We start from the raw sequence: 18,515 nt of genomic DNA on the forward strand, positions 1-18,515 counted from the left end.
TCGGTAGAGGGGTGCCCCGCCCTGCCGGCGTCGGGCGCGGTGCGGCCTGCGGATCAGCGCCCGGCGGACCCGTCGGTCTGCGCGGCCTCGCGGCGCACGCGCCTGCGGGCGTCGCGGATGCTCTGGCGCCGCAGTCGCATCGACGGCCAGCCGGATCCGCGCGCGTGCGCCGCGAGCGCCTGGTCCGGGTTCACCACCACCGGGTGCCCGACGAGCGTGAGCAGCGGGATGTCGTGCCGGGAGTCGGAGTACGCCCAGCACTCGCGGGCGTCCGCGCCCGTCCGCGCGAGGAGCCCCCGTGCCGCGGCGGCCTTGTGCGCGCCGTGCAGGAACTCGCCGTCGAGGCGGCCCGTGTACGCGCCGTCGCGCACCTCGAGCGCGCTGCCGAGCGCGCCGGTGAGGCCGAGCCGGCGGGCGATCACGTCGGCGAGGAACGACGGCGACGCCGTGACCAGCCAGACCTGGTGGCCCTTCGCGAGGTGCTCCTGCGCGAGGCCGAGCGTCTCGGGCCAGACCATGGGCGCGGTGTGCCGCTCGTAGATCTCGTCGGCCAGCCGGGCCATGTCGGCCACCGTGACGCCGGTCACGACCTCGAGGCCGCGGGCGCGCGCCGACGCGAGGTGCCGGTCGTTCTCGCCGCGCGCCTTGAAGCGCGCGTGCTTCCATCCGGCGCCGACGATGTCGCGCGTCGTGAGGAGGCCGGCCGCGCGGAGCCCGCGCACCAGGTGGAACACGCTCGCGCCGTGGATCAGGGTGTTGTCCACGTCGAAGAACGCGAGGATCGGGGTGCCCGCCTGCTCGACCATGATCGGGCCAGCGTAGGCGACGCTCCTGGGCCCGGATCCCGCGCGGAGCGGCGCGCGGCCTCGCATACGCTGGGCGGATGAGCGCAACGGTCCTCACCCTCGTCGGCAAGCCCGGCTGCCACCTCTGCGACGACGCGCGCGAGGTCGTGACGCAGGTGCTCGGCGGCCTCGACGCGGCGCGCGCCGGCGAGGTGACGCTCGAGGAGCGCAGCATCCTCGACGACCGGGCGCTGGCCGACCGGTTCGCCGAGGAGATCCCGGTGCTCCTCATCGACGGGCGCGTGCACAACTACTGGCGCATCGACGCCGACCGGCTCCGCGCCGCGCTCGACGCGCGCTGAGCCCGGAGGCGGCGGCCACGGATAGGGTCGTCGCATGACCCTCCGCCACGTCGTCTCCTGGAAGCTCGCCGACCGCGATCCCGCCGCCCTGGACCGCGACTCCGCCCGCATCACCGAGGCGCTCGGCACGCTGCCCGGCCTCGTGCCCGGCATCCGGTCGTTCCAGCTGGGGCGCGACGTGGTCGGATCCGCGCGCAGCCACGACGTCGTGCTCATCGCCGACTTCGACGACCGCGCCGCGCTCGACGCGTACGACGTGCACCCGGAGCACCAGCGCGTCGCCGCGTTCGTGCGGAGCCTCGTCGGATCCGCGGCGTCGGTCGACTTCGAGGTCTGACGTCAGCGGAGACGACCGCGCGTCCCGCGGAGCCGCGGCGGTGCCCGCGCCCAGGCGGCGCGTGACGCTCGCGCAGGTGGCGGAGCGCGCCGGGGTCTCGCGTTCCGCGGTGTCCTTCGCGCTCACCGGGCGGACGGACCAGCGGCTCTCGACGGAGACGATCGCGCGGATCCGGGACGCGGCCGACGAGCTCGGCTACCGCCCGAACATGACGGCCAGGACGCTGCGCACCGGCCGCTCGGGCACGGTGGCGCTCGTCTCGGACTTCGTCAGCAGCACCTCGCACGCGAACTCGATGGTGCGCGGGGCGCTCGACGCGCTGCGGGAGCGCGACACGATCCTCTTCACCGTCGACACGCAGGGCGACGACCGGCAGGAGGAGCAGCTGCTCGAGAGCCTGCTCGGGCGCACCATCGACGGGGTCCTCTACGCGTCGATGTTCACGCGCGTCGTGCGGACGCCCGCGCTGCTCGACCAGGTGCCGCACGTGCTGCTCAACTGCGTGCCCGAGTCGGGCGCCGCCCATGCCGTGGTGCCCGACGAGGAGGCCGCGGGATACGACGCCGCCCGGGCGCTCTTCGACCTCGGCCACCTCGACCGGATCTGGTTCGTCGGCAGCCTCCCCGACGGCGTCACCGGCGGACCCGCCTGGCGCGGCTGGGCGCCGGTCGCGCTCGCCGAGCGGCTGGCCGGCGTCCGACGCGCGCTCGCCGACGCGGGGGTCGAGCTGGCCGGCGTCCAGGAGGTGGAGCGCGACTGGGACACGGACGACGGGCGGGACGCGGTCGCCCGGCTGCTCGCGACCGGCGCCCGCCCGACGGCGCTGGTCTGCGCCAACGACGCCGTGGCCGCCGGTGCCTACCAGGCGCTGCACCGCGCGGGCCTCCGCGTGCCCGAGGACGTCTCGGTCGTCGCGTTCGACGGGAGCGCGATCAGCCGCGCGCTGGATCCGCCGCTCGCCTCCGTCGCGCTGCCCCAGCTCGAGCTCGGCCGCCTCGCCGTGGAGCTGCTCTTCGACCGCGCGGCGGAGCCCGCCGTGCACCGCGTGCCGATGGCGCTCGTGCCGGGCGGATCGATCGGGCCGGTGCGGTGACCTGGCGTCCGGGACCCGGGGTGCGCTTTCCAGCTAGATCGTTGTAGCATCCTGTCCGCGCGCCTGGTACCCGACCGGTCGCGATCTCACGACGCATACGAAGGAGTATGGGATGACTGCTGTCGATGGTGCCCTCAGGGGCCCGAACGCCTGGTGGGTGGGCTTCGTGTGCGGGATGGCGACGTTCGTCGACGCCGCCGCGACGACGGGCGTGGGCATCGCGCTCGTGCTCTTCCTGGCGCCGCCCACGGGAGGGCCCGGACTCTCGGGCGCGGAGGTCGGCTACCTCACGGCCGTGCTCACCGCGGGCGTCGCGGCCGGCTCCCTCCTCGGCGGGTGGGCGGGTGACCGGTTCGGCCGGCGCCGCGTGTTCCTCGTCACGATGACGCTCATCGTCATCGGCTCGGCCACGCCGTTCCTCGGCGTCTCGTCCGCGGTGCTGCTCCCGGGGATCGCGCTCATCGGCCTCGGCGTCGGCGCGGACCTGCCTGTCGCGCTCGCGACGATCTCGGAGGCGGCGACCGATCGGAACCGCGGCAAGATCCTCGTGTTCTCCAACCTGCTCGGCGGGTTCGGGATCCTCCTGGCCGTCGTCATCGGGATCCTCTTCGGCCAGGCCGGCCCCACCGGCGGCCACGTGATGTTCGGTGCCTTCGGGATCGTCGGCCTCGTCGTGCTGCTGATGCGCGCGACCATCCCCGAGTCGGCGTCGTGGCTCGTCGCGCGGGCCGAGCGCGCGCACGGCACGCGCACGGTGCGGGCGCAGCGCGGGCGGATCCGGGACCTCGGCCGGCCCGCCTACCGCCGGCCCTTCGTGACTCTGCTCGTGTACTACACGCTCGCCTCGCTCGCGATCAGCGTGGCGGGGAGCTTCGGGACGTACGTCGCCGTGAGCGTCGCCGGCGTCGCGGTCGACGAGTACCAGTCGTGGACGATCCTCGCGATGCCGGCCGCGGTGCTCGGCGCCCTGTGGTTCATGTCGGTCGCGGACACGCGGTTCCGGATGCCGTACTTCGTGATCGGATCCGTCGTGGTCGTGGCGTCGAACCTCATCCCGGTCGTGCTGGGCTTCAGCCTGCCGACGCTCGTCGTGTCCGTCGTGCTCTCGACCTTCGCGGGCGCGTTCTGCTTCGAGACGATCATGAAGGTCTGGACGCAGGAGTCCTTCCCGACCCTCATCCGGTCGACCGCGCAGGGCACCGTCTACGGGGTGGCGCGCTTCGCGACGGCGGGGCTCAACGCCGTGACGCCCGCGCTCCTCGCGCTCAACCCGCAGGGGGTCTACGTCGGGGTGACGGTGGTCGCGGCAGCGGGGTTCCTGGTCGGCTGGATCGGGTTCCGCCGGGCGACGGGGACCGCCTTCGACGTGGAGGACGAGCAGGTGCCGGCGACCGCGTCGGTGCGGACCGTGGAGGCGGCCGCGTGAGCGGCACGGGCGGGTCGGGGACCATGCGGATCCGGCCGTTCGAGGCGCGCGTGCGCGGGCTGGCGCTCCGGGGATCGCAGCACCTCGCGGAGGGTCCCGGCCCGCGACCCACCGCGGTGCTGATGCACGGGTTCGGCGGGTCGCGCATGGAGACGACGGGCGTGTTCGTGGCCCTCGCCCGGCGGCTCGCGGCGGCGGGGATCGGCGTCGTCGCCTACGACCGCGCCGGCCACGGCGAGAGCGACGGCGAGTTCCTCGACACGACCGTCATGGGCGACGTCGCGGACGCCCGGCACGCGCTCGACGCCGTCCGCGCGCTGCCCGAGGTGGACGCCGGCGACGTGCACCTCGTCGGCATGAGCCTCGGCGCGGTCGTGGCCTCGGTGGTCGCGGCGGAGGAGAGCCGCGCGGCCGAGGGCGGGGCGGGGTCGGGGATCCGGTCGCTCGCGATGTGGTCGACGGCGGCCGTGTTCGTCGACGACATCCGCGCGGGCACGATCCAGGGCCGCTCGCTCGCGTCGCTCGACGCCGACGGCTGGTTCGACTTCGCCGGGCAGCGGATGGGCCCGGCGATGCGCGACGACGCGCTCGGCTTCGACCCGTACGCGCGCGCTTCCGGCTATCGGGGTCCCGCGCTGCTGCTCCACGGCACGGACGACTTTGTGCCCGTCGACTACGCCAGGCGCTACCTCGAGCCGGAGGCGTTCGGCGAGCGTGCCGAGCTGGTGGTCGTGCAGGGCGCGGATCACGGCTGGGCGCAGCTGCCGCAGCGCGACGAGGTCATCGAGCGGACGGTCGCCTTCGTGCGGGCGCACGCGAGGGGCGGGGAGGCGTGAGCGGGATCGGCGCGTCCGCGCGCGACGGCGCGGTCGTCGAGCTCGACGGCGGGTCCGTCCGCGTCCACGGGCACCTCGGGCTGATGGCGGTGCCGGGCGGCGTGCGACCGATCCGGCTGCCCGAGGCCAGGTGGCGCGACTTCCCGCCTGCGGGCGAGCTCCTGCGGGCGCAGGTGTCGACGGCGGCCGGGGTGCGGATCCGGTTCACGACCCGGGCGGACGAGGTGCGGCTGCGGGTGCGCTGCACGCGCATCCGCTTCGACGAGCTGCCGGGGCCGCGCAACACGTTCGTCGCGGAGGTCGACGGCGTGGACCTGCCGCCGGTCGCGGCGCCGGTCGACGTCGTCCGCCGGATCCCTCCGTCGGGCGACGCGGCGGAGGAGACGGCGGTCGGGTCCGGGGATCCGTCCGTCGTCGTGCTCCGCGGGCTCGGGCACGGGCCGTCGACCGTGACCGTCTGGCTGCCGCAGGGGATGCTCGTGGACCTCGTCGGCGTCACGGCCGAAGAGCCCGTGCGGGCCGCGGATCCGCTCGGGCTGCCGCGCTGGATCCACCACGGCAGCTCCATCAGCCACTGCGTGGAGGCCCCGGATCCGACGGGCGCGTGGCCCGTCGTCGCCGCGCGGCAGGCGGGACTCGACCTCGTGGGCCTGGGTTTCGGCGGCCAGTGCATGCTCGACCCGTTCGTCGCGGACGCCATCGCCGACGAGCCCGCCGACGTGATCTCGCTGAGCGTCGGCATCAACATCGTGGGCGCCCGGTCGATGGACCAGCGCACCTTCGTGCCCGCGCTGCACGGCTTCCTCGACCGCGTGCGGCGCGGCCACCCGGACACGCCGATCGTGCTCGCGTCCTCGATCCTCTGGCCGGGCAGCGAGCACGTGCCCGGGCCGCCCGGGGTCGAGTTCCGCGACGACGGATCCGTGCGCTGCTTCGCGGCGGGTGACCCCGCCGACGTCCCGCGCGGGGCGCTCACGCTGGCGGAGTCGCGCCGGCATGTGGCGCACGTCGCGCGCGTGCGGCGGGAGGCGGGCGAGCGGATCGCGCCCCTCGACGGCCTCGCGCTCTACGGACCGGACGACGTCGAGCGGTACGCGCTGCCCGACGGGCTCCATCCGGACGCCGAGCTCTACGCGGAGATGGGCGGGCGGTGGGTGGCGCGCGTCTTCGCGGACGGCGGCCTGGTGCCGCGGGGAGGGCTCCGGGCCGGCGGGCGGCCAGCGGCGGATCGCCCCTAGCCGCGCGGCGGAGCCGGCGACGCGTCCACCTGTGTCCGACGCCCCCGCAGCGCCGCCGCCGCGAGTAAGCCGACGGCGAGGACGATCTCGAGGGTCCAGTAGACCGGGCTGGTGGTCTCGGCGACGACCGTGAGGCCGAAGATCCCCTCGGCGACGAGCACGGCGCTGAGCACCGCGACGCCGGCGATCGTCCACCGACGCGACGCGTGCCGCACGAGGGCAGCCGCGAGGCCGATGAACGGGCCCGCGACCAGGCCGATCGGGATCCACATGGACGAGAACGGGTCCGCGAGGAAGTACCCGCGCCAGAGGCTCACCACGCCGTACGCCTCCACCATCGCGACGAAGGAGACCGCGCCCAGCACGGCGCCGAGGAGCGGGCGGGCACGGGAGAGCCACACTCCGAGGAAGGCGAGCATGCTCCAGCCGCCGGCGGAGTTGGCGAGCGAGCTCATCCACTCCGGGAGGAAGCCCTGCGCGGGGCTGGTGAGGCCGCCCACCAGGAGGCTGAGGGCGAGGACGACCACGGTGGCGCCGAGCCCGGCCAGGAGGGTCGCGCGGGCGGGTGACCGCGAGGACGAGCGGGGCGGTCGGGCGGCGGTGCGTGCGGCAGACGCGTCGGGTCGGGTCATGGCCCCACCCTCGCAGCCGGTCGGCGCCGGGTCGTCGGTCGAGCGGTGCATCCGCGTACGCGCCGGGATGCAGATGACGTCAGCCGCGCGGCCGGGCCTCGTCGAGGATCCGCACGGCCTCGTCGGCGGGCACGGTCCACGTGATCGTCGCCGTCACGCGCGCGACGCTGTCGTCGGAGACGCTGGTGCTCGCGAAGTCGACCTGCACGTCGCGCACCTCCCGGCCGAGGACGGTCGCGGACTCGGCGGCGGCGATGATCGCCTCGTCGTCGTACGGCAGGTTCGTGAGGGCCATGGGCGTCCTTGGGGTGCGGGGGCGGGCGTGGTCGGGTGGGGCGCGGGCGTGGACGCGGGGAGCGTCCGGGCGCACGGAGTCACTCGGCGGGAGGCTCGGCGTGCGCGGCCGAGCCGTAGGGCGGCTCCGGCACCAGGTGCAGCCCGGATCCGGTGTTCGCGCTGTCCATGAGCAGGTCCACCCAGGCGGGGTTGATGGCGGGGACCCGGCTGCCCGAGAAGCGGAAGTGCAGCGGGAGCTCGGGGGCGACCCACACCGTGCTGCGCCCGTCGCCCTCCGACGCCGGGTACTTCCACGAGAACGCGAAGCTCTCCCGGCGGCGGAGCTTGTTCAGCATCACGATCTGCAGGTGCGCGAGCGCGCGGTCGTCGATGGTGGTGCGGGTGGTGCTGTCGAAGATCAGCTGGCCCATGCCCTGCCCTCCTCCGTGTCCCGTCCTGGGTCCCCGTCGAGGGCGCGGATCCTGCGGATCCCGCAGCGTCGACGTCTCGGCGACCCGCGGGTGAGGACATCGAGTGATGGTGCAGATATTACGGCAACAGAGGAAACGCGGATCTGCCGGGTGGTGGATCGGTCTCCACGCGGATGCCTACCCGATGCCCGCGTCCAGCCAGGCGAGCGCGGCGCGCGCGACCTGCCGCGGGGTGCGGTCGTCGGTCGCGATCGCCGCCCCGTCGAGGGCGGACGCCTGGAGCCGCGCGGCGGGATCCGCGTGGCGGGCCAGGTGCCAGTCGCGCGCGGCACGCCGGTCGTCGTCGTCGCGGGAGCGCAGGCGCGCCTCGACGACCGTGGGCGACGCCGTCAGGAGCACGCACCGCACGTCGATCCCGAGCGCGTCCCGGTACCGGTCGAGGTCGGCGCGATCCGCGACCACCCCGCTGACCACGAGCTGCCGCGGGCCCGCCTCCTGGAAGAGCGCCCACGTGGCGGACATGGCCCGCGCCTCGACGACGACGTAGGTGCCGTCGAGGAGGAGGGCGGGTGGGCTCCCGTCAGCCATTCGAGCAGGTCTCCTCCGACGCCGTCTGCCCGGTGACGCCCTCGGGGAGCACGGCCGGGGCCGACGGATCCGCGGAGGGTGCGGCGCCCGCGTCGGGTGTCGGCGTGGTCGGCACCCCGGCCGCGGGCTCCGGCGCCGCGACGCCCTGGCCGGTGCTGCCCGGTGCGAGGGAGAAGTCGACGTCGGCGGCGATGAGGCGGATCATCTCGTCGCCCTTCGCGACGTCCTGCGCCACGCGCTGGTTCTCGAGGCGGATGCTCGGGTACTGGACGAAGGTGAAGCGGTCCAGCGGGATGTCCTTGACGGTGAGGGCGAGCGACGCGATCGCGGCCGGGGTGTCGAGCGACGTGGACAGCACCATGTTGTCGACCGCGGCGCGCGCGATCCCGTACACCTCGGCCGGGTTCGTCAATGTGTCCGTCGCCGTGATGGTGCGCAGGAGGGCGCTGAGGAACACCTGCTGGTTGCTGATCCGGTCGATGTCGCTCCCGTCGCCCACGCCGTAGCGGGTGCGGAGGAACTGGACGGCTTCGCGCCCCTGGAGCGGGTGGATCCCGGGCTGGAGGTCGAGGTCCGTCTTGGGGTCGTGGAGCCGCTTCGCGATGCACACGGGCACCCCGCCGACCGCGTTCGACATCGCGACGACCCCGTTGAACTGGATGACGCCGCCGTAGGGGACCTCGAGGCCGGTGATCGCCTCCACGGCCCGCACGACGCAGGGCAGCCCGCCGCGCTTGAGGGCCACGTTGATCTGCACGCCCGAGGACGCGGGCTCCTCCGAGCCGTCCGAACGGGTGCAGGCGGGCATGTCGACGAGCATGTCGCGCGGGAAGGAGACGACGGTCGCGCGCGTGTGGTCCTCGCTGATGTGCAGGAGCATCGTGACGTCGTTGAGGTTGCCGGTCTGGACGTCCTTGCCCGTGCCGTAGCCATCGCCCTGTCCCTCGCGGGTGTCGCCGCCGACCAGCAGGATGTCGGCGCCCCCGTCGATCCCGCCGATGGAGGGCGGCGCTGCCCTCCCGTCCCCGATGTCCACGGCGTTCGCCTGCACGGTGCGGGCGAGGTCCCATGCGGCGAACGCGGCGACGGATCCGGTGCTCGCGATCACCACGGCCGTCACCGCCGCCAGGGCCTTCACCGCGGTGCGCACGCCGCTCGGCCTCCGCAGCCGGCCTTGCCTGGCGATGCCGCGCGCGAGGCGCCGGTCGTGTCGCGTCTCCTGGGACATGCGGGCTCCTCGACGTCGGGCATGCGGCCGTCCCGGTCGGATCGGCGGTGCCCGCCACGCTACGGAACGCGGGCCGCTGGCGGTTCCCCCGAGCGATGTACATCCGCACGCCCGAACGGGTCGCGGGACGGCCCGACCCCCGCCGAGGGGATCGGGCCGTCCGGTGGAGCAGGACCTACGGGGCGAGCCGGTTCGGCCCGCGGAACAGGTACGTGACCTCGCGCAGGTTCGACTGGTGCAGCAGCAGCATGAGCACGCGGTTGAGGCCCATGCCGAAGCCGCCGTGCGGCGGCACGCCGTAGCGGAAGAAGTCGAGGTACGAGCCGAGCTCCTCGGGGTCGAGGCCCTTCTCGCGGGCCTGGGCCTCGAGCACGTCGACGCGGTGCTCGCGCTGCGCTCCCGTGGTGATCTCGACGCCGTTCCAGATGAGGTCGTAGCTGTTCGTGATCGACGGGTCCTCGGCGTTCCGCATGTGGTAGAACGGCCGGATCGTCGACGGGTAGTCGGTGAGGAACACGAACTCGTGGCCGAACTCCTCCATGACGTGCGCCGCGATCTGGCGCTCGCCCTCGGGGTCGAGGTCGTCGTCCGCCCGGTCGATCACGTGGCCGCGCTTCGCGACGATGTCCTTGGCCTCGAGCAGCGGGATCCGCGGGAACGGGATGCTCGGCACGGTCACCTCCACGTCGAACAGCTCGCGGATCTCGTCGCCGTGCTTCTCCTTCACCGCGGTGAGCGCGGCGACGATGAGCTCCTCCTGGAGGCGGGCGACGTCCTCGTGGCTCTCGATCCAGCTGATCTCCGCGTCCACCGAGGTGAACTCGGTCGCGTGGCGCGAGGTGAACGACGGGTCGGCGCGGAACGCCGGGCCGACCTCGAACATCTTGCCGAAGCCGGCGGACTGCGCCATCTGCTTGAAGAACTGCGGGCTCTGCGCGAGGTACGCGACGCCGTCGAAGTAGTCGACCTTGAACAGCTCGGCGTTCGACTCGGAGGGCGTGGCCATGAGCTTGGGGGAGAAGACCTCGATGAAGTCGTGCTCGACCCAGTAGGTGCGCAGCGCGTGGACCAGCGTGGTCTGCACGCGGAAGATGAGGGAGTTGCGGGGCGCGCGCAGGTCGATGAAGCGCCAGTCGAGGCGCTTGTCGATGGAGGAGTCGGCCGCGATGGGCGTCTCCGGGATGGCCGCGCCCGCGACCTCGATGCCGGACAGCCCGATCTCCAGGCCGCCGAGCTTCACGCGCTCGTCGTGCTTGAGCGTGCCCGTGGCGGTGAGGAAGGTGCCGGCCGCGAGTCCCGAGATGGTGTCGGCGGTCGCGTCCTCGTCGCCCTGGCGCTTGTAGGTGAGCTGCACCGCGCCGGACTCGTCGCGGAGGATCACGAACTGGATCTTCTTCTGATCCCGGACGGTCTCGACCCAGCCGGAGACGGCCACGTCCCCGTCGTCGAGGGCGGCCAGGTTCTTGATGAGGGTTCGGGTGGTCACGGTCGTCGAGTCTATCCGCGGCGCTGTCGGGCCGGTCGCCCCGCGGGCCGCCTAGCCTGGTGGGGACGGCCCCGCGGCGAGCGGCGGCCGCGCCCGGTGCAGGGGAGACGCCATGCAGATCGACCTCAACAGCGACCTGGCCGAGTCGTTCGGCCGCTGGAACCTCGGCGACGACGACGCGATGCTCGACGTCGTCTCGAGCGCGAACGTGGCCTGTGGCTTCCACGCGGGGGATCCCCTCGTCATGCTGCACGCGCTCGAGCGCGCGGCCCGGAACGGCGTCGCCGTCGGCGCGCACGTCGCCTACCGCGACCTCGCGGGCTTCGGCCGGCGCGACCTCGGCGCGTCGCCCGCCGAGCTCACGGGCGACGTGCTCTACCAGCTGGCGGCGATCAGCGGCATGGCCCGCACGGTCGGTGCCCGCGTCTCGTACATCAAGCCGCACGGCGCGCTCTACAACCGCATCGCGCACGATCCGGTGCAGGCGCAGGCCGTGGTGGACGCGGTCGTGGCGCTGGATCCGACGCTCCCCGTGCTCGGGTTGCCGGGCTCGGAGATCCTCCGGCTGGCGGCGGCGGCTGGCCTGCCGACGCGTGTCGAGGCGTTCACCGACCGGGCGTACACGCCCGAGGGCGCCCTCGTGTCGCGGCGACAGGAGGGCTCGGTGATCCACGACCCGGCCGAGGTCGCGGCCCGCTCGGTGCGCATGGCGACGGAGGGCACGGTCGTCGCGATCGACGGATCCGTCGTGCGGCTCGACCCCGACTCCCTCTGCCTGCACAGCGACACCCCCGGCGCCGTGGGGCTGGCCCGCGCGGTGCGCGACGCGCTCGAGGCGGCGGGTGTGGAGATCCGCCCGGTGCCGGATGCGGAGGATGACGCCGTCGCTCCCGCCTCCTCCCCGGAGCACCGCGTCCTCCCGGCCCGCGACCGGCGCGCCCTGTGACCCTCCGGCTCCTGCCGTGCGGCGACGCCGCCGTCATGCTCGACCTCGACTCCCTCGACGAGGTGCTCCGCCTCCAGCCCGTGCTCGACGCGACGCGGCCCCGCGGCGTCGTCGACATCGTGCCGGGCGCGCGCAGCATCCTCGTCACGGTGGATCCGCACGTGCTCCCGCTCGCTGCCGCCCGCTCCTGGGCGCTCGCCGCCCGACCCTCCGACGAGGCCGGCACCCGCGGCGGCGCGCCCGTCGAGATCGACGTGGTCTACGACGGCGAGGACCTCGCCGACGTGGCCGCGCTCCTCGGCATCGGCGTGCGCGAGGTCGTCGAGCGCCACACCTCCGGCACCTGGACGGTCGCGTTCGGCGGCTTCGCCCCCGGCTTCGGCTACCTCGCGGGCGTCCCGGGCCTCGAGGTGCCGCGCCGCACGTCGCCTCGGCCGCGCGTCCCGGCCGGCGCCGTCGCGCTCGCGGGCGAGTTCAGCGGGATCTACCCGCGCGTCTCGCCGGGCGGCTGGCAGCTCATCGGCACGACGCGGGCGGTGCTGTGGGATCCGGAGCGCGAGCCGGCGGCCCTGCTGCAACCCGGATCCGCTGTGCGCTTCCGCGAGGTCGAGGCGTGAGCGGCGCGACCGCCCCTCGCCGCGGACGCCGGGCGGTGGCGACCGCGGCGGCCGGCCTCGTGGTCGAGCGCACCGGCCCGCTCATGCTCGTCCAGGACGCGGGCCGACCCGGCCACGGCGGCATCGGCGTCTCGCCCTCCGGCGCCCTGGATCCCCGCGCCCTCGCCGACGCGAACCTCCTCGTCGGCAACGATCCGGGCACGGCCGGCCTCGAGATCGTGCTCGGCGACGCGGTGCTGCGCGCGACGGCCGCCGTGTGGGTCGCCGTGACGGGCGCGGTCGGACCGCTCGTGCGCACGGCGGGCCGGGGGTCGCGGCCCGCGCCGTACGCCGCGGCCGTGCTGCTCGACGCCGGCGACGCGCTCGAGATCGGCGTGGCCGACGCGGGGATCCGCTGGTACGTCGCGGTGCGTGGCGGGATCGACGTCGCGCGCGTGCTCGGCTCGCGCGCCACCGACCTGCTCTCCCGCGTGGGGCCCGCGCCCGTCGCGGTCGGCGACGTGCTGCCCGTCGGATCCGCGCCCGCCCGACCCGTGCCCCCGGTCGACTCGCTCGCCGTCTCCGCGCCCGCCGACGGGGAGGTGCTCCTCCGCGCGTCGCCCGGTCCGCGCCTCGACTGGTTCATCGACGGATCCTGGTCCGCGCTCCTCGGCCGAGCGTGGAAGGTCACCGCCGAGGCCGACCGGGTGGGCGTCCGCCTCGACGGCGAACCGCTCGAGCGACGGATCCCCGGAGAGCTCCCCAGCGAGGGCGTCGTCACGGGCGCGCTCCAGGTGCCGCCGTCGGGCCGGCCGATCCTGTTCCTCGCCGACCACCCGATGACGGGTGGCTACCCGGTGATCGGCGTGGTCGCGCGCGACGACGTGCGCCTCGCCGCGCAGCTGCGCCCCGGCCAGCGCGTCCGCTTCGTGTGAGCGGACGCGCCGACCGGGGCGCTGGACGTGCGGCGGCGGGTGCCTCGCGGATCAGTAGCGGCCGGTGCCGTACATCTGCATCGTCGAGCTGACGAGCTCGAAGCCCTTCACGAGGGCGACGAACGCGATGATGACGTTCAGGCCGACCCAGAGCCAGACGGGGGAGAGCGCGCTGGCCGGCGCCCCCTCGATGCGGCGGCGGACGATGATCGACCTGCCGATGAGGTAGACGCCCCCGGCGACGGGGATGAAGGCCCAGGCCCAGTGGAACGGGCGCGCGATGCCCCGGCGCGTGAGGGTGCGCCAGTCGAAGTACGCGAGGACGACCGTCCCGGCGTAGACGAGGAACTGGACGAGGTTGGTGAGCGCGGACGCGATCGCGACGTCGGCGCGAGGTCCACGGGGGCCCATGTCGAGGAAGCTCCGGTAATCGAGGCTCAGGGCGATGATGAGCGAGATGACCGGCAGGGCCGCGAGGGCCCAGATCTGCCAGGTGAAGGGGGACGTGCCCGCCGCCAGCGTGGGAGGCGGGGTCGGGGTCGCGTACCCGGCCTGCGCGTACGGCTGCTGCGAGTAGGGCTGCTGCACGTACTGCTGCTGACCGTACGGCTGCCCGGGCGCCTGCCGGCCGTAGGCGGGCGGCACCGCGGCGGCGGCGGCCTCCGGGGCGACGTGGCCCGACGCCGGAGCCTCGGCGTGCTGCTCCGCGGAACCGTGCGCGCCCTGCTGGCCCGTGGGCGTCGACGCGGCGCTCGCCGCCGGCGCGTCCGTCAGGTGGTCGGTCCAGCGCGTGCCGTCCCACCAGCGCAGGCGGTCGGATCCCGCGGGGTCCGCGTACCAGCCCGCGGGCGTGGAGGGTGTACCGGTCGAGTCATTCACGAGGTGCTCCTAGGAAGAGGTGCGGGATGCCGGAGGGCGTCGGAGGCGCCGGGGCGCGACCGCCAAGACGTCAGACTACCCACGTCGCGCTGGGCCCGCGCCGTCCCGGGCGCACGGCCTCATGAGGCGTCGAGCCGCCGCGCGAGGTACGGCGCCGTGCGGCTGCCGGCCGTGTCGGCGACCTCGCGCGGGGTGCCCTGCGCGACGATCCGCCCGCCCTGGTCGCCGCCGGACGGGCCCAGGTCGATCACGCGGTCGGCGTCCGCCACCACGTCCATCTCGTGCTCCACCACGACGACCGTGTTGCCCGCGTCGACGAGCCCCTGCAGCTGGCGGAGGAGGAGCACGACGTCCGCCGGGTGGAGTCCGGTGGTCGGCTCGTCGAGGAGGTAGAGCGTGTGGCCGCGCGGCGCCCGCTGCAGCTCGGTGGCCAGCTTGATCCGCTGCGCCTCCCCGCCCGACAGCTCGGTCGCCGGCTGGCCGAGCCGCAGGTAGCCGAGCCCGACGTCGCGGAGCGTCGCGAGGGCCCGCGCGGCGAGCGGCACGTCCTGGAGGAATCCGTGCGCCTCGTCCACCGTCATCGCCAGCACGTCGGCGATCGAGCGCCCGTGGTGCTCGATCTCGAGCGTCCCGGGCTCGTACCTCGCGCCGTGGCATGTGGGGCACGGCCCGTAGGAGCCCGGGAGGAAGAGGAGCTCGACGGTCACGGATCCCTCGCCCTGGCACGTCTCGCAGCGCCCGCCCGCGACGTTGAACGAGAACCGCCCGGCGCCGTAGCCGCGGGCGCGGGCCTCGTCGGTGGACGCGTACGTGCGCCGCACCGCGTCGAAGAGCCCGGTGTAGGTCGCGAGCGTCGAGCGCGGCGTGCGGCCGATGGGGCGCTGGTCGACGGAGACCAGCCGATCCACCGCATCGGCGCCCTCCACCCGGGCGATGCGCGCCGGCCCGGATGCGTCGTCGACCTCGTCCGCGTCGTCCGCTTGCTCGACCACCACGCGGTCGGGCGCGAGCGAGGCCCGCAGCAGGTCCGGGAGCACGCGGCTCACGAGCGTCGACTTGCCGGATCCGGAGACGCCCGTCACCGCGACCATGACGCCGAGCGGGATCTCCACGTCGAGGTCCACGAGGTTGTGCAGCGTCACGCCCGTCGCCCGGATGCTCCCGGTCGGCGTCCGCGGCGTGCGCTCCGCCCGGGCGGGCGCGAGGTCGGGGAAGAGGTGCGGCCGGGTCGCCGAGGCCACCACCTCGCGGAGCCCGTCGACGGGACCGCTGTAGACGACGGATCCGCCCGCCTGCCCCGCGCCCGGCCCCACGTCCACGATCCAGTCGGCCCGCCGCACGACGTCCATGTCGTGCTCGACCACGAAGACGGAGTTGCCGGAGTCGCGCAGCTGCTCGAGCACCTCGAGCAGCGGCTCGGCGTCGGCAGGGTGCAGCCCCGCCGACGGCTCGTCGAGCACGTACACCACGCCGAACAGCCCCGACCGCAGCTGCGTCGCGAGCCGGAGCCGCTGCATCTCGCCGGGCGACAGCGTCGTGGTGACGCGGCCGAGGCTGAGGTAGCCCAGTCCGAGGTCCACGAGCACGGCGAGGCGCGCGACGAGGTCGGTCGTGATGGTCACGGCCACGTCGCCCATGCCGTCCGTCGGCGCGATGGCCGTCGCGAGGTCCGCGAGCGTCAGCGCGTTGAGCTCCTGGATGCTGCGGCCCGCGAAGGTCACGGCCAGCGCCTCGGGCGTCAGCCCGCTGCCGCCGCACCGCTCGCACGTGCCCGAGACCATGTGCGCGAGCGCCGCCTCCCGGAGCCGGGGGCTCGCCGAGTCGGCGAGCGTGTGCAGCACGTAGGAGCGCGCGCTCCAGAACCGCCCGTTGTAGGGCTTCGCCACGCGGTCGCGCTGCGGGGTGATCTGCACCACCGGCTGCTCCTCGGTGAACAGGATCCAGTCGCGCGCCTCCTGCGGCAGCTCGCGCCACGGTACGTCCACGTCGTACCCGAGCGCGATGACGATGTCGCGCAGGTTCTTGCCCTGCCAGGCGCCCGGCCATGCCGCGATGGCGCCCTCGCGGATCGTGAGCGACGGATCAGGGACGAGCGAGCCCTCGGTCACGGTGTGCGCGACGCCGAGGCCGTGGCAGACCGGGCAGGCGCCCGCGGCGGTGTTGGGCGAGAACGCGTCGGAGTCGAGCCGGCCCTGGCCCGCGGGGTAGGTCCCGGCCCGGGACATCAGCATCCGCAGCGAGTTGGAGAGCGTCGTCACGGTGCCGACGGTCGAGCGCGTGCTCGGCGCACCGCGGCGCTGCTGCAGCGCGACGGCGGGCGGCAGCCCGGTGATGCTCTCGACGTGCGGCGTCTGCTCCTGCCGGATCAGCCGGCGCGCGTACGGCGCGACCGATTCGAAGAACCGCCGCTGCGCCTCGGCGTAGACGGTGCCGAACGCGAGCGACGACTTGCCGGATCCCGAGACCCCCGTGAAGGCGACGATCCGGTCGCGGGGGATGTCGACGTCCACGTCGCGCAGCGTGTTCTCGGACGCACCCCGCACGCGGACGAAGCCGTCGGCCCGGTCGTCGGGGGATTCAGCGGGAGGGTGGATCTCGGAGGAAGGCACCTGCTCGACCCTAGGCCTGCGCGCGCGGCATCGTCGATCCCGTGCGCGCGCACCCGCGAGGTGCTACGGGTCCCGGGCCGGCGGGTCCGCCGCCGCCCGGGGGCGGGTCAGCCCAGCGCGCCGCGCGCCTCCTGCAGCGTCGGGAAGTCCCCGACGTCGCGGCCGAGGCGGTCGGTGACGTGGAAGCCCGCGCCCCACCTCTCCTCGGAGAGCCCGGCGAACTCGTCGCCGCGTCGGGCGACCCAGAGCCCCGCCGCGACGGGGGACCAGCTGATCCCGGGGATGTCGGTCTGGCCGGGTGCGGTCTGCGTGAGAGCCATCGCTCCTCCTTCTCCGCGGCTCGTCGTCGAGCCGCGTGCTGTCGCCGGGACGGGGATGCGCGTCCGGCGCCTGTCGTTCGGTGGAACTCGACTGTATGCGCACTAACGACTAGTGGGCGTTCTTCCGGGCGGATCCGGAGGATCGCGGGGCGCCCGCGGACATCCGCCCCGTCCGCGCACGACGGAGGGCCGCCCGCGCTCACGCTGACGGCCCTCCCGTGACGCGGCGGTTCAGCCGCGGATGTACGTCTCCAGCTCCGGGATGCGGAGCTTCGCGAGCACCTTCTTCTCGATCTGGCGCACGCGCTCGCGCGTCACGCCGAGCTGCTGGCTCACGAAGGCGAGCGAGCGCGGCTCGAGGCCGGCGAGGCCGAAGCGCATCCGCACGACCTCGGCGTCGCGCTCGGCGAGCCCGTCGATGAGGCGCATGACGTGCGCGGCCATGAGCTGCTGCGTCACCACGTCGATGGGCTGCGTGACGTCGGCGTCCTCGATGAGGTCCGCCATCTCGGTGTCGCCGTCGCCGCCGCTGCCGCCGACGAGGACCTGCAGCGACATGGGCTCCTGCGCGCGGTCGAGCAGGTAGCGCACCTTGGTGACGGGCGTGTCCGACTCGCGGGCGATCTCCTCCATGGAGGGGTCGCGCCCGAGCTCCACCGCGAGCTCGCGCTGCACGGCGTTGATCCGGTTGATGTGCTCGACGGTGTGCACGGGGATCCGGATGGTGCGGCTCGTGTCGGCCATGCCGCGGGTGATGGACTGCTTGATCCACCACGAGGCGTAGGTCGAGAACTTGAAGCCGGCCTGGTAGTCGAACTTCTCGACCGCGCGGACGAGGCCCATGTTCCCCTCCTGGATGAGGTCCAGGAACGGCAGGCCGCGGCCCGTGTAGCGCTTGGCGATGCTGACGACGAGGCGCAGGTTGGCGTTCACGAGGTGCTGCTTCGCGCGCATCCCGTCCTGGGCGAGCGTCTGGTACTCGCGGCGCTCGGCGGGCGTGAGGTCGGTGCGGGTGTCGATGACCTCCTGCGACAGGACGCCCACCTCGATGCGGCGGGCCACGGTCACCTCCTGCTCGGCGGTGAGCAGCGGCACGCGGCCGATCTGGCGGAGGTAGTCCTTGACGGCGTCGGTGCTGGCGCCCGGGGTGACGAGCGACGGCTCGGGGAGGTCGGAGTCCGCGTACGGATCGACGGGACGGACGGACTCGACCTGGTCGAGCTCGGTGTCGGAGGTGGTCTCGGCGGCCGTGGGCCTGGTCGGTGTCATCGTCATGGTGCCCGTTCCTTCCGTGCCGTCGCGGACGGCATCGTCATGCGGGCCCGCGTCCGTTCGACGGGGGTCTCTGCGAGGTCCCGTGCTCCACGGGGCTCCCGCCCGAGGCCGGATCACGACCTCGAGCGCCTAACTTAGCGCGCGATTCCTTTGGGGCCCAAACGTTCGTATACGCACGTAACATCCGGTCGGCACCGGTCCCGAGAGGCCGGCCCCCACCGGTGTACCCGATCGTAT

Annotated in this window: 20 protein-coding genes; 9 read left to right on the top strand and 11 right to left on the bottom strand. The window is 74.3% G+C overall.

All coding sequences use genetic code 11. The annotated features are described in order from the left end of the window. Window positions 1-53 precede the first annotated feature (53 nt). Window positions 54-806 (bottom strand): HAD family hydrolase, encoded by a 753-nt coding sequence (locus tag K0V08_RS13825; protein ID WP_167435182.1) that lies wholly within the window; start codon window positions 804-806, stop codon window positions 54-56. Window positions 807-883: 77 nt separating this feature from the next. Here K0V08_RS13825 and K0V08_RS13830 point away from each other — a divergent pair, with 77 nt between their 5' ends. The 6 genes from K0V08_RS13830 (at window position 884) to K0V08_RS13855 (ending at window position 6,077) form a co-directional block, all read left to right on the top strand. Then, window positions 884-1,147, top strand: a complete 264-nt coding sequence (locus K0V08_RS13830) for a glutaredoxin family protein (RefSeq protein WP_011931770.1) — start codon at window positions 884-886, stop codon at window positions 1,145-1,147. 34 nt (window positions 1,148-1,181) lie between these two features. Continuing rightward, on the top strand, window positions 1,182-1,484 hold the full coding sequence (locus tag K0V08_RS13835) for a Dabb family protein (protein ID WP_011931771.1): 303 nt from the start codon (window positions 1,182-1,184) through the stop codon (window positions 1,482-1,484). A 61-nt stretch (window positions 1,485-1,545) separates the two neighbouring features. Then, a complete protein-coding gene (locus tag K0V08_RS13840) occupies window positions 1,546-2,577 on the top strand; it encodes a LacI family DNA-binding transcriptional regulator (RefSeq protein WP_079531498.1) in 1,032 nt (343 codons plus the stop codon). 112 nt (window positions 2,578-2,689) lie between these two features. After that, entirely contained in the window at window positions 2,690-4,003 is a 1,314-nt protein-coding gene (locus K0V08_RS13845; protein ID WP_079531501.1) for an MFS transporter, read from the top strand. Next, window positions 4,000-4,839, top strand: a complete 840-nt coding sequence (locus tag K0V08_RS13850; protein ID WP_231689084.1) for an alpha/beta hydrolase — start codon at window positions 4,000-4,002, stop codon at window positions 4,837-4,839. Before K0V08_RS13845 ends, K0V08_RS13850 begins: the two co-directional genes overlap by 4 nt. After that, window positions 4,836-6,077, top strand: coding sequence for a GDSL-type esterase/lipase family protein (locus tag K0V08_RS13855; RefSeq protein ID WP_079531504.1), 1,242 nt, complete (start codon window positions 4,836-4,838; stop codon window positions 6,075-6,077). Before K0V08_RS13850 ends, K0V08_RS13855 begins: the two co-directional genes overlap by 4 nt. Here K0V08_RS13855 and K0V08_RS13860 read toward each other — a convergent pair. The 6 genes from K0V08_RS13860 to aspS form a co-directional block, all read right to left on the bottom strand. Next, window positions 6,074-6,709, bottom strand: a complete 636-nt coding sequence (locus tag K0V08_RS13860; RefSeq protein ID WP_079531507.1) for a DUF6518 family protein — start codon at window positions 6,707-6,709, stop codon at window positions 6,074-6,076. The genes K0V08_RS13855 and K0V08_RS13860 overlap by 4 nt on opposite strands. Window positions 6,710-6,788: 79 nt before the next feature. Beyond that, complete coding sequence (locus K0V08_RS13865; RefSeq protein WP_011931777.1) at window positions 6,789-7,004, bottom strand: hypothetical protein; 216 nt, start codon at window positions 7,002-7,004, stop codon at window positions 6,789-6,791. Window positions 7,005-7,083: 79 nt separating this feature from the next. Continuing rightward, window positions 7,084-7,416, bottom strand: a complete 333-nt coding sequence (locus tag K0V08_RS13870) for a DUF7882 family protein (protein WP_079531509.1) — start codon at window positions 7,414-7,416, stop codon at window positions 7,084-7,086. A 177-nt stretch (window positions 7,417-7,593) separates the two neighbouring features. Next, window positions 7,594-8,004 (bottom strand): hypothetical protein, encoded by a 411-nt coding sequence (locus K0V08_RS13875; RefSeq protein ID WP_011931779.1) that lies wholly within the window; start codon window positions 8,002-8,004, stop codon window positions 7,594-7,596. Beyond that, on the bottom strand, window positions 7,997-9,232 hold the full coding sequence (locus K0V08_RS13880) for an LCP family protein (RefSeq protein WP_079531512.1): 1,236 nt from the start codon (window positions 9,230-9,232) through the stop codon (window positions 7,997-7,999). Before K0V08_RS13880 ends, K0V08_RS13875 begins: the two co-directional genes overlap by 8 nt. Window positions 9,233-9,407: 175 nt before the next feature. Continuing rightward, window positions 9,408-10,718 (bottom strand): aspartate--tRNA(Asn) ligase, encoded by a 1,311-nt coding sequence (aspS, locus tag K0V08_RS13885; protein WP_079531514.1) that lies wholly within the window; start codon window positions 10,716-10,718, stop codon window positions 9,408-9,410. Window positions 10,719-10,830: 112 nt separating this feature from the next. On the opposite strand from aspS, the gene K0V08_RS13890 reads away from it, so the two are divergent. Genes K0V08_RS13890 through K0V08_RS13900 form a run of 3 tightly spaced genes read left to right on the top strand, consistent with a single transcriptional unit; the run spans window position 10,831 to window position 13,195 of the window. Next, window positions 10,831-11,664, top strand: a complete 834-nt coding sequence (locus K0V08_RS13890) for a LamB/YcsF family protein (protein WP_079531517.1) — start codon at window positions 10,831-10,833, stop codon at window positions 11,662-11,664. Further along, the gene (locus K0V08_RS13895) at window positions 11,661-12,281 is read left to right on the top strand and encodes a 5-oxoprolinase subunit B family protein (RefSeq protein WP_079531519.1); all 621 of its coding nucleotides are present in this window, start codon (window positions 11,661-11,663) and stop codon (window positions 12,279-12,281) included. Before K0V08_RS13890 ends, K0V08_RS13895 begins: the two co-directional genes overlap by 4 nt. Further along, window positions 12,278-13,195 (top strand): 5-oxoprolinase subunit C family protein, encoded by a 918-nt coding sequence (locus K0V08_RS13900; RefSeq protein WP_079531524.1) that lies wholly within the window; start codon window positions 12,278-12,280, stop codon window positions 13,193-13,195. Before K0V08_RS13895 ends, K0V08_RS13900 begins: the two co-directional genes overlap by 4 nt. A gap of 51 nt (window positions 13,196-13,246) precedes the next feature. Here K0V08_RS13900 and K0V08_RS13905 read toward each other — a convergent pair whose 3' ends face one another. The 4 genes from K0V08_RS13905 to K0V08_RS13920 form a co-directional block, all read right to left on the bottom strand. Beyond that, the gene (locus tag K0V08_RS13905; protein ID WP_079531526.1) at window positions 13,247-14,074 is read right to left on the bottom strand and encodes a DUF2510 domain-containing protein; all 828 of its coding nucleotides are present in this window, start codon (window positions 14,072-14,074) and stop codon (window positions 13,247-13,249) included. A gap of 119 nt (window positions 14,075-14,193) precedes the next feature. Further along, window positions 14,194-16,683 carry an excinuclease ABC subunit UvrA gene (locus tag K0V08_RS13910; protein ID WP_011931786.1) on the bottom strand — a complete coding sequence of 830 codons (2,490 nt, stop codon included), beginning with the start codon at window positions 16,681-16,683 and terminating at the stop codon, window positions 14,194-14,196. 107 nt (window positions 16,684-16,790) lie between these two features. Continuing rightward, window positions 16,791-17,003 (bottom strand): hypothetical protein, encoded by a 213-nt coding sequence (locus K0V08_RS13915; RefSeq protein WP_043560512.1) that lies wholly within the window; start codon window positions 17,001-17,003, stop codon window positions 16,791-16,793. A 231-nt stretch (window positions 17,004-17,234) separates the two neighbouring features. Continuing rightward, the gene (locus K0V08_RS13920; protein ID WP_079531529.1) at window positions 17,235-18,278 is read right to left on the bottom strand and encodes a sigma-70 family RNA polymerase sigma factor; all 1,044 of its coding nucleotides are present in this window, start codon (window positions 18,276-18,278) and stop codon (window positions 17,235-17,237) included. Window positions 18,279-18,515: the final 237 nt, after the last annotated feature.

The organism is Clavibacter michiganensis (genome assembly GCF_021216655.1).
Classification (GTDB): Bacteria; Actinomycetota; Actinomycetes; order Actinomycetales; family Microbacteriaceae; genus Clavibacter; species Clavibacter michiganensis.

Coding starts and splice junctions, on each gene's coding strand:
- K0V08_RS13890 (WP_079531517.1), top strand. CDS start 10,831: ATGCAGATCGACCTCAACAGCGACCTGGCCGAGTCGTTCGGCCGCTGG.
- K0V08_RS13870 (WP_079531509.1), bottom strand. CDS start 7,416: ATGGGCCAGCTGATCTTCGACAGCACCACCCGCACCACCATCGACGAC.
- K0V08_RS13915 (WP_043560512.1), bottom strand. CDS start 17,003: ATGGCTCTCACGCAGACCGCACCCGGCCAGACCGACATCCCCGGGATC.
- K0V08_RS13835 (WP_011931771.1), top strand. CDS start 1,182: ATGACCCTCCGCCACGTCGTCTCCTGGAAGCTCGCCGACCGCGATCCC.
- K0V08_RS13865 (WP_011931777.1), bottom strand. CDS start 7,004: ATGGCCCTCACGAACCTGCCGTACGACGACGAGGCGATCATCGCCGCC.
- K0V08_RS13920 (WP_079531529.1), bottom strand. CDS start 18,278: ATGACGATGACACCGACCAGGCCCACGGCCGCCGAGACCACCTCCGAC.
- K0V08_RS13860 (WP_079531507.1), bottom strand. CDS start 6,709: ATGACCCGACCCGACGCGTCTGCCGCACGCACCGCCGCCCGACCGCCC.
- K0V08_RS13845 (WP_079531501.1), top strand. CDS start 2,690: ATGACTGCTGTCGATGGTGCCCTCAGGGGCCCGAACGCCTGGTGGGTG.
- K0V08_RS13830 (WP_011931770.1), top strand. CDS start 884: ATGAGCGCAACGGTCCTCACCCTCGTCGGCAAGCCCGGCTGCCACCTC.
- K0V08_RS13875 (WP_011931779.1), bottom strand. CDS start 8,004: ATGGCTGACGGGAGCCCACCCGCCCTCCTCCTCGACGGCACCTACGTC.
- K0V08_RS13880 (WP_079531512.1), bottom strand. CDS start 9,232: ATGTCCCAGGAGACGCGACACGACCGGCGCCTCGCGCGCGGCATCGCC.
- K0V08_RS13825 (WP_167435182.1), bottom strand. CDS start 806: ATGGTCGAGCAGGCGGGCACCCCGATCCTCGCGTTCTTCGACGTGGAC.